Below are 13873 nucleotides of genomic sequence, written 5' to 3' on the forward strand. Positions count from 1 at the left end.
GGGGTTTTGTCGTTCCCGGGTTCGGGCGCCCCGGCCACCGGAGCCTCAGGAGGAGGCCCGGGCCGCCTTCGCCTCTCCTCGGCCCTGCATCATGTCGCGCACGCCGATGCACCCTGCCATGATCACCACGACGGCGATCACGAGCAGGCCGGTCATCATCGCGGTCGGCCAGTCCGAGCGCGCGACCATGGCAAAGACGATTCCGGTGATCGCGGCGATGCCGATCGAGGTGCCGACGCGCTGTCCGGTTTGGAGCACTCCGCCGGCCGATCCGGCGTATCGCATGGGAACGTCCGCAAGCGTCAGGGTCTGGTTCGGGCTCACCACGAGCCCCTGGCCACCGCCGACGAAGGTCAGGCTCAGGAGCATCCACCATTCGCTGAGCCCCATCGCCCCGTGGAGGTAGACGAGTAGCGCCGTCGTCAGCAGGCCGAAGAGAACCGAGGACATCCCGATGAGCACCAGCGGCCGGCCGATCCTCACGATGTACCGGCCCGCGATGGGCGCGCTGATGGCGCTGGCCGCGGCGGCCGGAAGTCCCATCATTCCCGAGGCCAATGCGGTGTGGTGAAGGCCGGATTGCATGTAGAGGGCGACCAGGACCCAAATGCTCGTGACCCCCACGAAGTACAGGCCGATCAGCATGGTTCCGTTAGCGAAGGACCGCGTGGCGAACAGGTCCATGTCGATCATGGGCTCCCCACCGCGGCGTCGGTATCTCCGTTCCCACCAGACCCAGAAGGCCATCAGCCCGGCGCCGACCACGATGGATCCCCAGATCCACGGGCCCACGGACGACTCCACGAAAGGAAGCATCACGAGGAGCACGGCGAGGCCAAAGCTCACGAGCCCGACCGGGTCCAAGTCGGCTTTCGGCCGGCGCTGGGGATGCGCCGGATCGATCACCGGCATCGAAGACGTCGAGTGCTCCGCGGGCACCGGCTTCCAGGCTGACTCCGGCAACCAGGCCTTGGCCAAGAGCAACGCGATCACGCAGATGGGCACGTTGACCAGGAAGGATGCACGCCAACCGATGCTTTCGCCGAAGAGCGCGACCAGGACGCCGCCGAGCACCGGCCCGATGGCCACCGAGACCCCGACGACGCCGCCGAACATACCGAAGGCCTTTCCGCGCGCGGCGCCCTTGAAGTACTGCTGGATGAGGCCGATGGTCTGCGGGTTCAGCAGGCCGGAGCCGAGGCCCATGGCCACACGGGCGATATTCAGCACCAACACGGAGGGCGCCAGCCCGGAGACCAGGGCACCGAGCCCAAAGAGACCGACGCCGGCCATGAACAGCGGGCCCCGGCCGTAAACATCCCCGGCTCGACCCGCGGCCACGAGAAGCACCCCGAAGGCCAGGGCATACCCGGAAAGGACCCACTGCAACGCGGAGCTTCCCGCCCCGAGGGAGTCCTGGACGGAGGGCAGCACGACGTTGACGATCGACACGCTGAGCAGGGACATGAACAGCGGAACCAGGGTCAGGGCAAGGATTTTCTTCTGCTCGCCGGCGAAGGATTCTGAGGATTGAGGAGTGGCCATGGTGTCCAGTCCTACTCTGACCTGGCGATTCCGTCCATTACGTGTCTCACCGGTACGCACGGAAGTGATGATTCCCCTCACCCCGTTCATGCGCAGGGCGAACGGTGGGCGACAGCACGGATACATAGTCGTACATTGATATGTGGATCCAACGACGACTATTGCAGGAGGCATCCCTATGCCCATTTCCGTCAAAGCCCTTCAGAAGACCGGTCCGGACCAGCCGTACCGTGTCGCCAAGATCAACCTGCGCGATCCCCGCGCGGACGACGTCGTCATCGACATCAAGGCCGCCGGCATCTGCCACAGCGACATCCACACGATCCGCAACGAATGGGGCGAGGCCCACTTCCCCCTGACCGTGGGGCATGAGATCGCGGGCGTCGTCGAGGCCGTGGGCCCCGAGGTCACCAAGTACAAGGTTGGCGACCGCGTGGGCGTCGGTTGCATGGTCAACTCCTGCGGCACCTGCGACGAGTGCCGCGATGGCCAGGAACAGAACTGCACCAACGGCGGCATGGTCGGCACCTACAATTCGGAGGACGTCGACGGTTCCATCACCCAGGGCGGTTACGCCGAAAAGGTGGTCGTGAACCAGAACTTCGTCCTGCGCATTCCGGATGCGCTGGACTTCGACGTCGCCGCACCCCTGCTCTGCGCGGGAATCACCACGTACTCCCCGCTGGCCACCTGGGATGCCGCCCCGGGCAAGAAGGTTGCCGTGCTCGGCCTCGGAGGCCTCGGCCACATGGGCGTCCAGATCGCCGCCGCCAAGGGAGCCGAGGTCACCGTGCTCTCCCGTTCCCTGAAGAAGGAGCAGGAGGCGCTGGAACTCGGTGCGACCCGCACCCTGGCGACCTCCGACGAGGACTTCTTCTCCGAACACCGTGGCGAATTCGACCTGATCCTCAACACGATCTCCGCGTCGATCCCGGTCGATCAGTACATGAGCCTGCTCAAGCCCCGCGGGGTCATGGCCGTGGTTGGTCTCCCCCCGGAGAAGCAGGAGTTCAGCTTCGCCTCCGTGATCGGCGGACGCAAGGCGATCGCCGGCTCGAATATCGGTGGCATTCCCGAGACTCAGGAAATGCTCGATTTCTGCGCCGAGCACGGATTCGGCGCGAAGATCGAGAAGGTTTCGGTTCATGAGGTGGATGAGGCCTACGACCGCGTGGTCGCCGGCGACGTGAAGTTCCGTTGCGTGATCGACACCTCGACCTTCGACGACGCGGAGGCCACCGCCTAGCGGCGCGCTTTCCGAGTCCAGACGCCGACCTCGGCGTCCGTGCAAGACCCGGTCGTGGGCCTGCCGATGTGATCGGCGGGCATCCGCGGCCGGGTCTTGCGCATCGGGCGGGTGTGAGGCACGGCGCTCGTGAGTCCCCGCGCTCGACGATTGCGGCAGAATAGAGAGGCACGTCGTCGTCGTAGAGAGCAGCTAAGCCATGAAACCACTGGTCATCGGCATCGCCGGGGGCACCGGCTCCGGAAAGACCACCCTGACCCGAGAGCTGATTGCCCGCTTCGACGAGCACGTGGCCGTGGTTTACCACGACAACTATTACAAGCGTAGGGATTCTCTGAGCTACGAGGAGCGGTGCCGGCTCAACTACGACGCCCCCGAGGCTTTCGACAACGAGTTGCTGGTCAAGCACCTGGATCAATTGATCGCCGGCGGAACCATCGAGTGCCCGATCTACGACTACGCGGATCACAACCGGTCCGAGGAGACCGTGATGATCGACTCGCAACCCATCGTCATCATGGAAGGAATCCTGATCTTCGCCGAAGAAGAGATCTGCCAGCGGTGCGACATCAAATTGTTCGTCGACACGGACGCCGACGTGCGCATCCTACGACGCATCAAGCGCGATGTTCTCGAGCGGGGGCGGTCCGTCGAATCCGTGGAACATCAGTACCTGTCCACGGTCAAGCCCATGCACGAGCTGTACGTCGAGCCTTCCAAGCGCCGCGCGGACCTCATCATTCCGGAGGGAGGCGGCAACCTCGTCGCCCTGGACATGCTCGTCCACCGGATCAATCGCCAACTCGACCCCACCACCTGACCCTCGGCTCATCCTGTCCCCTGGCAGTCCCCGAGCGTGGCCAGCATGGCGCTTCGTTCCGCTTCGGTCACGCTGAGCCCGTACCGGGCTTTGACCCTCGCCTGACGAAGAACGTACGGGCAGCGGAACGGGATATTCGGCGGCAACCAGGCCGCCGCGTCGTCGGCGCCCTTCTCCTCGTTGGCGGGGCCGTCGACGGCCAAAAGATTCTCAGGGTCGTTGGCGAAGGCACGACGCCGTTCGTTCGGCCAGTCCCGGGCGCCGGAGGACCACGCGTCCGCCAGGGCCACCACGTGGTCGATCTGAACCCGGCGGGAATCCTTGCCCGCGATGAATTCGATGTCCCGGCCGGTGTAGGGATCGTGCAGGGTGCCCCTCGCGACCACGCAACCCTCGTGCCCCTTCATCACGGGATGGTCCAGGTCCCGGCGCAAGACATCATTGCGGGTGTCACAACCGTTGTGGTCCTCGTCGAACCATGGCGCGCCGAAACGATCCCGGCGGTACGATTCACGACCCTGCTTCTCACCGATCCGAAGTGCCGCAATCTGCCGGGCGGCCGCTTCCGGGATCACGATCTGCCCGCCGGCCGGCGCCCAGGCCGGCGCCTTGACGCCACCCCACGGAACGGCCCAGGCCGCGATCACGCCCGCGGCGATGACGACGATCGCCCACAGGACCCATGTCCCGATCCCCGCGGTGACGGGGCCAACCCTCTCGTGCCTCTTCATGGCGCCAGATTGGCACCGGGTCACCGGACCCCGGGAATGGCTCCTAGCGGTCGCTCACCGATTGTGGACGGGCGCCGCTTCTTGAGGTAGCTCGGGTCAATGGTGGAAGAAGCGTCAGCGAACCTCACGCGTCCAGGATGATGACGTCCAAGGTCCGGGGTCCGTGAACCCCTTCTACGCGTTGCAGCTCGATGTCCGACGTCGCCGACGGGCCGGAGATCATGGTGATGGGACGCTCCGGATTGATCCGGCGCAGGGCCTCGGGGATCAACTCCACAATCGAATCGGAGGGCACGACGCAGATGTGATGATCCGGAACCAGGGTGATGGCACGACGCCCCTCTTCCGACGTCCCGTTGAGGAATATCGTGCCGGTCTCCGAGCAGGAAACGGTCGACGATGTCACGACCGCGTTGACCGCATCGAGCTCCCTGTGCGTGAGAGACCCGGCACGCGGCGCGAACCCGGAATCAACGATATGCCGGCGGGCCGCGCTGTCCTCGGGGATCCAGGCGAGATTGAGCCCGTTGGGGATCACGTACATCGACGACTTGCCGAGGAGCTCTTGGATGCGGCCGGCGATGCTCGAGGATGTCTCTTCGTAGACGTTCGCCTTGTAGTCCAAGAGCCGGTCCTTGAGCATGTCCCTGATGGCCTCGCTCGACTTGGTGGACTCCGTGCGATATTCGCGGGTAGGGGTCGGAGCCTGGGGATGATCCGCGAGCGAAGCGCGGATACGACCCAGGATGTCAGCTTTAGCATCGGACATCGTCAGTTACGACCTTTCTGGCTCGTGGAGCCCTCCGAGGACGAGTCCCGGCCTTCCGCGGCGGGTGCGGCGTCCCTGGCTTTGAGGGCCTGTTCCTCGTGGAGCCGTTGGGCAAGGCCCTCATTCTGGGCGAGCAACGCCTGAAGGTCCACCGGGGAACGATCCGCGGGTTTCTTGGCGCCATTCTTGCGGTTTTTCTTCCACCAGTGGCGGAAGGCCTGCTTGGGCGGCTCGGGGATGTCACGGTACTTGGTCCATCCACCCACCAGCCCGGGCAGCCAGCTGATCTTGTGCTTGGGGCCCGCCGCGACGCGCCCCACCGGGAGCCCTCGTTCCGCCGCGGACAACAGCATCGGCCGAGAAAACATCTCTTTGGCGCCGGCCATCATCAGATCCATCTGGTCGGGGACGTGCCGCTTCTCGCCCTCCGCCTTGCCGTGCTTGGCGTCGATGTCCTTGCCGCGCAGGTGGACCAGGACATCCGGGATATTGATTTTGACCGGGCACGCTTCGTAGCAGGCGCCGCACAGGGACGAGGCGTACGGCAACGAGTTATTCGCCTGTTCCTCGACGCCCGTCAGCAACGGGGACAGGATCGCCCCGATGGGGCCCGGGTACACGGAACCGTAGGCGTGCCCGCCGGCGCGTTCGTAAACGGGGCACACGTTCATGCAGGCGGAGCAGCGGATGCAGTGCAAAGCCTGCCGCCCCACCTCGTCGGCCAGGGCGGCGGTGCGCCCGTTGTCCATGAGGATGACGTGGAGATTCTGCGGCCCATCCCCCGGGGTGACCCCGGACCACATCGACGTGTAAGGGTTCATCCGCTCGCCGGTCGAGGAGCGGGGAAGAAGCTGAAGGAAGACCTCCAGGTCCCGGAACGTCGGGATGAGCTTCTCGATCCCCATGAAGGAGATCAGGGTGTCGGGAAGGGTCAGACACATGCGGCCGTTACCCTCCGACTCCACGATGGTGAGCATCCCGGAATCGGCCACCCCGAAATTGGCACCGGAGACGGCCACCGTGTTCCGGAAGAACTTCTCCCGCAGGTGATGACGCGAGGCCTCGGCCAGTTCCGGCGGATTGTCCGAGATGTTGGGATCGATCCCCGGCATTTTCTTCAAAAAGATGTCGCGAATCTCGGACCGGTTCCGGTGAATCGCGGGCACCAGAATATGCGAGGGCTTGTCCTCGCCCATCTGAACGATTTCCTCGGCCAGATCGGTCTCGATCGCGTTGACCCCTTGCTCGGCAAGGAACTCGTTCAGCCCGGTCTCCTGGGTGGCCATGGACTTGATCTTGATGATTTCCTCGACACCCTGTTCGCGGATGATGTCGAGCGCGATCTGATTGGCCTCGTCCGCGTCGCGCGCCCAATGCACGTGCCCGCCACGTTCGGTGAAGTTTCTTTCGAATTCCTCCAACAGCTCCGGCAGGCGAGCCATGACGTCCTGCTTGATCTCGGAGCCGGCGGTGCGCAACAGCTCCCAGTCCGGCAGTTCGCTGACCACTTTGGCGCGCTTTTCACGAATGGTGTGCGTCGCGAAACCCAGGTTTTCCCTGAGCTGCTCGTTCTTGAGCTCACGGCTCGCGAAGGACGTAAAGGATTCTTCCGCGACGATATTGCCGGTGCCGTGGTGCACCTTGGGCATTCCCAATGATGTGACAGTCATCTCTACTTACCTCCCGCGGTGGTGGACAACGCGACCGGCCCGGAAACCTCCAGCGGGTTTTCCCGGGTGCTCGCGAGGATCTCGGCAAAGTGCACCGTGGTGACGTCGGAACCCTTGCGGGAGAGCGCACCACCGATGTTCATCAGGCAGGACACATCGCCGCCGGTGCACAACTCGGCGCCGGTCGATTCGATGTTCTTGACCTTGTCCGCGGCCATCGCGCCCGAGGTATCGGCGTTCTTGAAGGAGAACGTTCCGCCGAATCCGCAGCACTGATCCAGGTCCGGGAGGTCGACGAACTCCACGTCCTCGACCGTCCGGACGAGGTCGGATTGGCGAGTGCCGAGGTGCATGATCCTCATCCCGTGGCAGCTCGAGTGGAACGTGACCTTGTGCGGGAAGTAGGAGCCCAACTGCTCGGCGGCATTGGTCACGCCGAGGACGTCGATGAGGAGCTTGGACAGCTCGAAGGTCCGTCCGGCGACCTCCTCCGCGGCCTTGGCGGTGGCTTCGTCGCCGGCATGGCGGGCAATCATCGGTTGCTGGTGGTCCAGGGAGACCACGCACGAGGCGGACGGCGCGACGGCGACGTCGTAGTCCCACTCGGAAAAGGCCTTCACGTGGTTCTTGACCACAGGGTACGCATCATCGAAGTATCCGCTATTCACGTGCATCTGGGAACAACAGGTTTGCCCCGGAGGGAAGATCACCTCATGACCGAGACGCTCCAGGATGTCCACGGTCGCCCTCGCGACCCTGGGGTACATCGCGTCCACGATGCAGGTTGAAAAGAGTGCGATCCTCATGGCGTCTCCAATCCGGTGGATGCTGGCGGAAACCGGCCTGCTGCGCACAAACCGGCCGCCGAAGTTGATTTCACTTTAGTGACAAATTGTTAAACAGCTCCAATAAGGCCGCCCTAAGTCCTCCGGACCGGCGGCCCCACGTGCATCGCGGCGTGTCACGTCGGGCAACACGGCTGGCCACCCATCACCCCGACGCCCCCGCGACCGCGGGACCTCGCGCACCTGGCGGCTGCACCGCGATACCGGGGGAAGCGCGGTTTGGAATCGGTCATCGATCTAGGTATGGTCTGGTCTGGTCTGACCACAGTGTAACTGAAGACACATCGACGTGGATTCGGTCGCACGGTTTGACGTCACACATCGCATCAGGGTAAGGAACGCGTGCCGAACGCGGAGTCCTCACCACGACACAAGGAGACCCCGTGGACTCTTTCACAGCCACCACGACGGCCGTCGCCGGTTCGGTAGGCCTCACGGCGCTCGTCGCAACATTGCCACTGCTCACGTTCTTCATCATGCTGCTCGGGGTGAAAGCCCGGGCGCATGTTTCCGCGCTCAGCGCCCTGCTGGTCTCGCTCCTGGTCGCCTGGATCGGCTTTCACATGCCGATAGGGCTGGCGCTGCTATCCGGCACGCAGGGCCTCGCCTATGGCGCTTTTCCCATCGTCTGGATCATCGTCACGGCGCTGTGGTTCTACCAGATCACGGTGGAATCGGGCCGGTTTGAGGACCTTCGGCTCACCTTTGACCGAATCGGCGGCGGCGACGTCCGCATCCAGGCCATCCTCATCGCCTTCTGTTTCGGAGGGCTTTTGGAGGCCCTCGCCGGTTTCGGCGCACCCGTGGCCATTACCGCCACCATGATCCTCGCCCTGGGGATCCTTCCCCTCCGGGCGGCCGTGGTGGTCTTGGTGGCCAACACGGCCCCCGTAGCCTTCGGGGCGCTGGCGATCCCGATCACGACCGCGGGAACGCTGACCAAAGAGGACCCGGCCCATATCGGCGCCATCGTGGGGCACCAGGCCCCCTTCGTGGCCCTCATCGTCCCGATGATCCTGTTGTGGCTCCTGGATGGGTTCCGCGGCATCAAGGACGCCTGGCCGGCCGCGATCGTCATTGGCGGCTCCTTCGCGATCGCGCAGTGGTGGTCGTCGACGTACTTCTCCTACGAGTTGACCGACATCGTCGCTTGCCTGGTCTCCATGGGCGTCGCGGTGGTCTTCCTCAAGTTCTGGAAGCCCCGTGGGGCCGAAGGTTTCCGCGAGCGCAACGACATCCCGACGCCGCCTCGTTCCTCGGGGCTCCAGCCCGGCCGCGTCTGGATGGCCCTGCTTCCCTACGTGGTGGTCGTCGCGGTCTTCGCGATCGGCAAGCTCTGGAAAGCCGGAGTGGATCTCCCGGCGCTCCTGGCCAAAACCGACCTCAAGGTTCCGTGGCCGGTCATCTCGGACCATATCCTCGGTTCGAACGGGACCCCCATCTCGGGGGCCGTCTACAAGTTCCAGTGGTTGTCCAACCCCGGCACCATGCTCCTGATCGCCGGTCTGCTCGTGACCATCCTGTACGGAATCTTCAACGAGAAGGGCCGCTATCGTTTGGGCTTCGGGCACGCCGTCGCGCAGCTGTGGACCTGTTTCTACAAGATGCGGTGGTCCGCGCTGACCATCGTGTCGGTCTTGGCGCTGGCATACGTCATGAATTTCTCGGGCCAGACGGTGGCCATCGGAACCTTCCTCGCCTCGTTGGGTGGGATCTTCGCGTTCCTTTCGCCGACCCTTGGCTGGCTCGGAACCGCGGTGACCGGCTCGGACACCTCGGCCAATGCGCTGTTCTCCAATCTGCAACACACGGCGGCGCAGAATGCCGGGCTCGACCCGAATCTCATGCTCGCCGCCAACTCGAGCGGCGGCGTGGTGGGCAAGATGGTCTCCCCGCAGTCTCTCGCGATCGCGGCGACCGCCGTGGGGATGGAAGGCCGGGAGTCGGACATCTTCAAGAAGGTCGTCCCGTGGTCCGTCGCCATGTTGGTCGTCATCTGCCTGCTGGTATTCCTCCAGTCGAACGTGCTGTCCTGGATGCTTCCCTAGTCAGATGGGTGTTCTCACCGTCTAAGGTGAGCATGTGGAAAATAAGACCTACAGCATTATCGTCCAGACCCTCGAGGAGAAGCTCCGCACCGGCGAGCTCACCGTCGGAGATCGTCTTCCCTCCGAAAGGGCGCTCGCGGAGCAGTTCGGAATTTCCCGGGCGTCGGTTCGCGAAGGCATTCGCGTCCTCGACGCCATGGGTCTGGTGCGATCCGGCGTAGGTTCCGGCCCCGGCGCGGGGGCGGTCGTGGTCTCAGAGCCCTCGGCCGCCCTTGGCTGGGGCCTTCGCATGCACCTGGCCTCGCGCTTCCTCCCGGTGCACGACGTCGTCACGACCCGCGAACAGCTCGAATCTCAGGCCGCCGCGGACGCCGCCGCGAGGTGGTCCGGGACCTCGGACAAGGTGGTCATCACCCGCGCCACCCGGTGCCTGGAAGAGTTGGACGATCCTTCGATCCCGGACGCACAATTCCACGAGCTCGACGCGCAGTTTCACCTGCTCATCTCCAGCCTGAGCGGCAACGTGGTGGTCACGACGATTCTCGACTCGCTCCGCCAGGCCACGGTGGGCTACGTCCAGGAGGCCGTGCCCAGGCTCGACGATTGGTCCAAGGTCAAGGCGCATCTGCAGGATCAGCACCGGGGAATCCTCGCCGCGGTGACGGATCGGGCGCCCGAACTCGCCGCCGAGCGGGTTCGGGCCCACATCCGGTGGTTCTACGGGGTGGCCTACGCCGAGAATTCCAGCCCGGTGAGCTTTTCGTAGGCTTCCACGTAACGAGCGCGGGTCTTGTCCACGATCTCTTGCGGCAGCTCCGGCGGCGGCGTCGTGCCGTCCCATCCCGAGGCATCCGAGGTCAGCCAGTCGCGGACGAATTGTTTGTCGAAGCTCGCTTGGGGCCGGCCCGGCTCCCACTGTTGACCGTCCCAGAACCTCGAGGAGTCCGGGGTCAGCACCTCGTCTCCCAAAGTGACCTCGCCGAAGTAGGAGTCGAGACCGAACTCGACCTTGGTGTCGGCCAGGATGATTCCCCGCTCGCGCGCGATCCTCTCGGCGGTCGAGTAGATGTACAGCGTGAGCTCTCGGACTCGCTCGCCCATCGCGCGGCCGACGGCGTCCGTCATCTCCTCATAGGTGATCGCTTCGTCGTGCTCCCCCACCTCGGCCTTGCCGGTCGGGGTGAAGATCGGCTCCTCGAGGCGCGAACCGTCGACGAGCCCGTCCGGCAGCCCGAGGCCGCACACGGTCCCGGAGCGCTGGTACTCCTTCAGCCCGGTGCCGGTCAGGTAGCCGCGCGCGATGCATTCGACCGGGAACATCGACAGGGACTTGCAGATCATCGCCCGGCCGGCGACCTCATCGGGAACATTGGTCGACAAAACATGGTTGGGGACCTGATCCAGCTGGTCGAACCACCACAGGCTCAGTTGGGTCAAGATCTTTCCCTTGTCCGGGATGATCGTCGGCAGGACATGATCGAAGGCGCTGATCCTGTCCGTTGCGACGACCATGACCGACCCGGCTCGCGCCTGCGCATTATTCGAGATCGAACAGCCAACCACGTCGTTGCCCTCGGCCGGTACATACAGGTCTCGGACCTTACCGGAATAGATGTGTTTCCAGCCGGGAATCTCGGTGGGCTCTGGGGACATGCGGTGCGCTCCTGGGGTGTGTGAGTGATGTGCGGCCCGGGCCGCACACGCGCGGCCCGATGTGTGATGAGCTTTACGTGGTGGGAATCGCGATCTCGCCGGCGGCGGCTCGCTGGGCGATATCGGTGCGGTATTGCGCACCGTCCCACGAGATCGTGGCGACGCCCTGATAGGCCTTGGCTCGGGCATCGGCGAGGTCTTCTCCGAGCGCCACGACCGCCAGCACCCGGCCGCCATGAGTGACCACGGTCTCTTCGCCAGCCGCGTCGACGGCGCGTCGGGTCCCGGCGTGGAGCACCGTGACGTCCTCCAGCCCCTTGGCTTCCTCGAGCCCCCGGATCGCGTCGCCCTTGCGCGGCGCATCGGGATAATCGGCGGCCGCCATCACGACGCCGACGGCCGTGCGCAGGTCCCAGCGGAGGGACTCGCGGCCGTCGAGCTCGCCGTTGGCCGCCGCGAGAAGAAGCTGGCCCAGGGGCGTCTTCAACCGGGCAAGAACTGCCTGCGTCTCGGGGTCGCCAAAGCGGGCGTTGAATTCGATGACCCGCAGTCCCCTGCTGGTGATCGCGAGCCCGCAATACAGCACCCCGACGAACGGCGTTCCCCGCTGGGCCATGACATCCACGGTGGGTTGCGCCACGCGGCGGACGACGTCGTCGGTGAAGTCCTCCGGAAGCCACGGCAGAGGCGTATACGCGCCCATCCCCCCGGTATTCGGGCCCTCGTCACGGTCAAAGATCCGCTTGAAGTCCTGAGCGGGCGTGAGCGGAACGGTGCGTCGGCCATCGCAGATCACGAACAGCGAGACCTCGGGACCGTCCAGGTATTCCTCGATCACCACCGTGGATCCCGCCGAGAAACAGGCTTGGGCGTGAGCCATCGCCTCGTGACGATCCTCGGTGACGACGACCCCCTTGCCGGCGGCGAGACCGTCGTCCTTGACGACGTAGGGCGGGCCGAAGGCGTCGAGGCATTCTTCGACCGTCGCGGCATCGTGGGCGACGCGGGACATGGCCGTGGGAACGTTTGCCTCGGCCATGATCTCCTTGGCGAATGCCTTGGACCCCTCCAGCCGGGCCGCGGCGGCGTCGGGCCCGAACACGGGGAATCCCGCCTCCCGGAGGGCGTCGGCGACGCCGGCCACCAAAGGAGCCTCGGGTCCGATGACCACGAGGTCGGCCTCGATCCGCTCCGCGAGCGCCGTGGATTCCTCGGGACTGTTCGCGTCGATGGAATGGGTCGGAACGATCTCCGAGATCCCCGCGTTACCCGGAGCCGAATGCACCTCCGATACGGCGGGATCGCGCAGGAGCGCAGTAATGATCGCGTGCTCTCGCCCACCGGGGCCAAGGACTAAAACCTTCATAGAGCAACAATAACGAAAAGGTCACGAACACGAGCCACCGACCGTTTCGCGAACCGACATATCCCACCGGAAGTGAGGGGAATCATCCGGATCCCCCGGATTCGGCATCCCGTCGCGTCGGGGCCCGGTGACCTCCGAGGCCACGTGGAAGAATGCTCGCATGGAGACTTTCAGCGCAGACAGGGCGGCCGAGCTGGCCGTCGTCGAACGAAGCGGTTTCGTGGAGTCGCGCCACCTCGGCGCCGCGGCGGTGATATCGCCGGAGGGCGAACTGGTCCGCAGCCTGGGCGACTCGCACGCCGCCATCTATCCGCGCTCCGCCCTGAAGCCGTTCCAGGCCATCGCGTCCCTCAAGGCTGGTGCCGCCCTGCGAGGCGCCCAGATCGCGATCGCCGCGGGCTCGCACGAGGGATCCTTCGAACAGATGCGGGTCGTCGCCGAGATCCTGGCCTCCGCGGGTCTCTCGCCGGAGGACCTGCGGTGTCCCGCGGCGTACCCCAAGGACGACGCCGCCCGCGCCTACCTCGTGACGCACGAGACTGGCAAGCGACGCATCGCGTTCAACTGCTCCGGTAAACACGCCGCATTCCTTGCGGCGTGCGTCCACAACGGATGGGACACCGAGACCTATCTCGACCCGGATCACCCCCTGCAGCGCCTCGTGATCGAGACCGTGGAGGAAGTGACCGGCGAGGCCGTCCAACACGTCGGCATCGATGGCTGCGGTGCGCCCGTCACGGCCTTCAGCCTCAACGGGCTCGCCCAGGCCTACGCCACGCTCGGCGCCGGGATCCGCAACATGTCCGCGGACGCCCGGATCGCGACCATGGCCACGGCCATGAACGACTACCCGGAGATGGTCCAGAACCACGGCAGACCAAACACCCTCGTCATGGAGGAGCTCGACGCCGTGGCGAAGTTCGGCGCCGAAGGAATCCTGGCCATCGGGACCCGCGAGGGCGCGGGCGTGGCGGTCAAGGCCTTGGACGGCTCCCCGCGCGCCGTCACCAAGGTCGCGTTGAGCCTCCTGTCCGAGCAAGGATACGTGGATCCCGAGACGGCCGAAGAGCTCATCCAACGCACCACCCCTCCCATCACGGGGGCGGATCGGACGGTAGGCGAGATTCGCCTCGGCTCCGCCTTCGATCGGGACCCGGCGCCGAGGACCGAGGGCTGAACC

At 65.2% G+C, this 13873-nt stretch carries 12 protein-coding genes; 5 read left to right on the top strand and 7 right to left on the bottom strand.

What is annotated here, in order from left to right; translation table 11 throughout:
• Window positions 1–45: 45 nt before the first annotated feature.
• Window positions 46–1545, bottom strand: coding sequence for an MFS transporter (locus CURSPS6_RS07420; RefSeq protein WP_035810293.1), 1500 nt, complete (start codon window positions 1543–1545; stop codon window positions 46–48).
• 178 nt (window positions 1546–1723) lie between these two features.
• Between CURSPS6_RS07420 and CURSPS6_RS07425 the strand changes: the two genes are divergently transcribed.
• Window positions 1724–2791 (top strand): NAD(P)-dependent alcohol dehydrogenase, encoded by a 1068-nt coding sequence (locus CURSPS6_RS07425; RefSeq protein WP_030015242.1) that lies wholly within the window; start codon window positions 1724–1726, stop codon window positions 2789–2791.
• 199 nt (window positions 2792–2990) lie between these two features.
• Window positions 2991–3611, top strand: a complete 621-nt coding sequence (gene udk, locus CURSPS6_RS07430; protein WP_030015243.1) for a uridine kinase — start codon at window positions 2991–2993, stop codon at window positions 3609–3611.
• A gap of 8 nt (window positions 3612–3619) precedes the next feature.
• Here the strand turns inward: udk and CURSPS6_RS07435 are convergent, their stop codons facing one another.
• The 4 genes from CURSPS6_RS07435 to CURSPS6_RS07450 form a co-directional block, all read right to left on the bottom strand.
• The gene (locus tag CURSPS6_RS07435; RefSeq protein WP_051687721.1) at window positions 3620–4342 is read right to left on the bottom strand and encodes an HNH endonuclease family protein; all 723 of its coding nucleotides are present in this window, start codon (window positions 4340–4342) and stop codon (window positions 3620–3622) included.
• Between the two features lie 124 nt (window positions 4343–4466).
• Window positions 4467–5111 (bottom strand): LutC/YkgG family protein, encoded by a 645-nt coding sequence (locus CURSPS6_RS07440; protein WP_030015245.1) that lies wholly within the window; start codon window positions 5109–5111, stop codon window positions 4467–4469.
• Window positions 5112–5113: 2 nt separating this feature from the next.
• Window positions 5114–6781: a lactate utilization protein B gene (locus tag CURSPS6_RS07445; protein WP_051687722.1), complete on the bottom strand. Its 1668-nt coding sequence runs from the start codon at window positions 6779–6781 to the stop codon at window positions 5114–5116.
• Between the two features lie 2 nt (window positions 6782–6783).
• The gene (locus CURSPS6_RS07450) at window positions 6784–7587 is read right to left on the bottom strand and encodes a (Fe-S)-binding protein (RefSeq protein WP_030015248.1); all 804 of its coding nucleotides are present in this window, start codon (window positions 7585–7587) and stop codon (window positions 6784–6786) included.
• Window positions 7588–8009: 422 nt separating this feature from the next.
• On the opposite strand from CURSPS6_RS07450, the gene CURSPS6_RS07455 reads away from it, so the two are divergent.
• Window positions 8010–9674, top strand: a complete 1665-nt coding sequence (locus CURSPS6_RS07455) for an L-lactate permease (RefSeq protein WP_030015249.1) — start codon at window positions 8010–8012, stop codon at window positions 9672–9674.
• 34 nt (window positions 9675–9708) lie between these two features.
• Window positions 9709–10440: a FadR/GntR family transcriptional regulator gene (locus CURSPS6_RS07460; protein ID WP_035810296.1), complete on the top strand. Its 732-nt coding sequence runs from the start codon at window positions 9709–9711 to the stop codon at window positions 10438–10440.
• Here CURSPS6_RS07460 and CURSPS6_RS07465 read toward each other — a convergent pair.
• Both CURSPS6_RS07465 and purD read right to left on the bottom strand, forming a co-directional pair.
• Window positions 10404–11327, bottom strand: coding sequence for a phosphoribosylaminoimidazolesuccinocarboxamide synthase (locus CURSPS6_RS07465; RefSeq protein WP_030015252.1), 924 nt, complete (start codon window positions 11325–11327; stop codon window positions 10404–10406). The two genes, CURSPS6_RS07460 and CURSPS6_RS07465, sit on opposite strands and share 37 nt — an antisense overlap.
• 73 nt (window positions 11328–11400) lie before the next feature.
• Window positions 11401–12693 carry a phosphoribosylamine--glycine ligase gene (gene purD, locus CURSPS6_RS07470; RefSeq protein ID WP_030015254.1) on the bottom strand — a complete coding sequence of 431 codons (1293 nt, stop codon included), beginning with the start codon at window positions 12691–12693 and terminating at the stop codon, window positions 11401–11403.
• 160 nt (window positions 12694–12853) lie between these two features.
• On the opposite strand from purD, the gene CURSPS6_RS07475 reads away from it, so the two are divergent.
• Window positions 12854–13870: an asparaginase gene (locus CURSPS6_RS07475; RefSeq protein WP_051687723.1), complete on the top strand. Its 1017-nt coding sequence runs from the start codon at window positions 12854–12856 to the stop codon at window positions 13868–13870.
• The last annotated feature ends 3 nt before the right edge of the window (window positions 13871–13873 follow it).

This window comes from Curtobacterium sp. S6 (assembly GCF_000710345.2).
Classification (GTDB): Bacteria; Actinomycetota; Actinomycetes; order Actinomycetales; family Micrococcaceae; genus Rothia.

Bases quoted from the DNA above. Each gene is read 5' to 3' on its own strand.
- purD (WP_030015254.1), bottom strand. From the start codon at position 12,693: ATGAAGGTTTTAGTCCTTGGCCCCGGTGGGCGAGAGCACGCGATCATT.
- CURSPS6_RS07425 (WP_030015242.1), top strand. From the start codon at position 1,724: ATGCCCATTTCCGTCAAAGCCCTTCAGAAGACCGGTCCGGACCAGCCG.
- CURSPS6_RS07445 (WP_051687722.1), bottom strand. From the start codon at position 6,781: ATGACTGTCACATCATTGGGAATGCCCAAGGTGCACCACGGCACCGGC.
- CURSPS6_RS07440 (WP_030015245.1), bottom strand. From the start codon at position 5,111: ATGTCCGATGCTAAAGCTGACATCCTGGGTCGTATCCGCGCTTCGCTC.
- CURSPS6_RS07420 (WP_035810293.1), bottom strand. From the start codon at position 1,545: ATGGCCACTCCTCAATCCTCAGAATCCTTCGCCGGCGAGCAGAAGAAA.
- CURSPS6_RS07450 (WP_030015248.1), bottom strand. From the start codon at position 7,587: ATGAGGATCGCACTCTTTTCAACCTGCATCGTGGACGCGATGTACCCC.
- udk (WP_030015243.1), top strand. From the start codon at position 2,991: ATGAAACCACTGGTCATCGGCATCGCCGGGGGCACCGGCTCCGGAAAG.
- CURSPS6_RS07465 (WP_030015252.1), bottom strand. From the start codon at position 11,327: ATGTCCCCAGAGCCCACCGAGATTCCCGGCTGGAAACACATCTATTCC.
- CURSPS6_RS07475 (WP_051687723.1), top strand. From the start codon at position 12,854: ATGGAGACTTTCAGCGCAGACAGGGCGGCCGAGCTGGCCGTCGTCGAA.
- CURSPS6_RS07435 (WP_051687721.1), bottom strand. From the start codon at position 4,342: ATGAAGAGGCACGAGAGGGTTGGCCCCGTCACCGCGGGGATCGGGACA.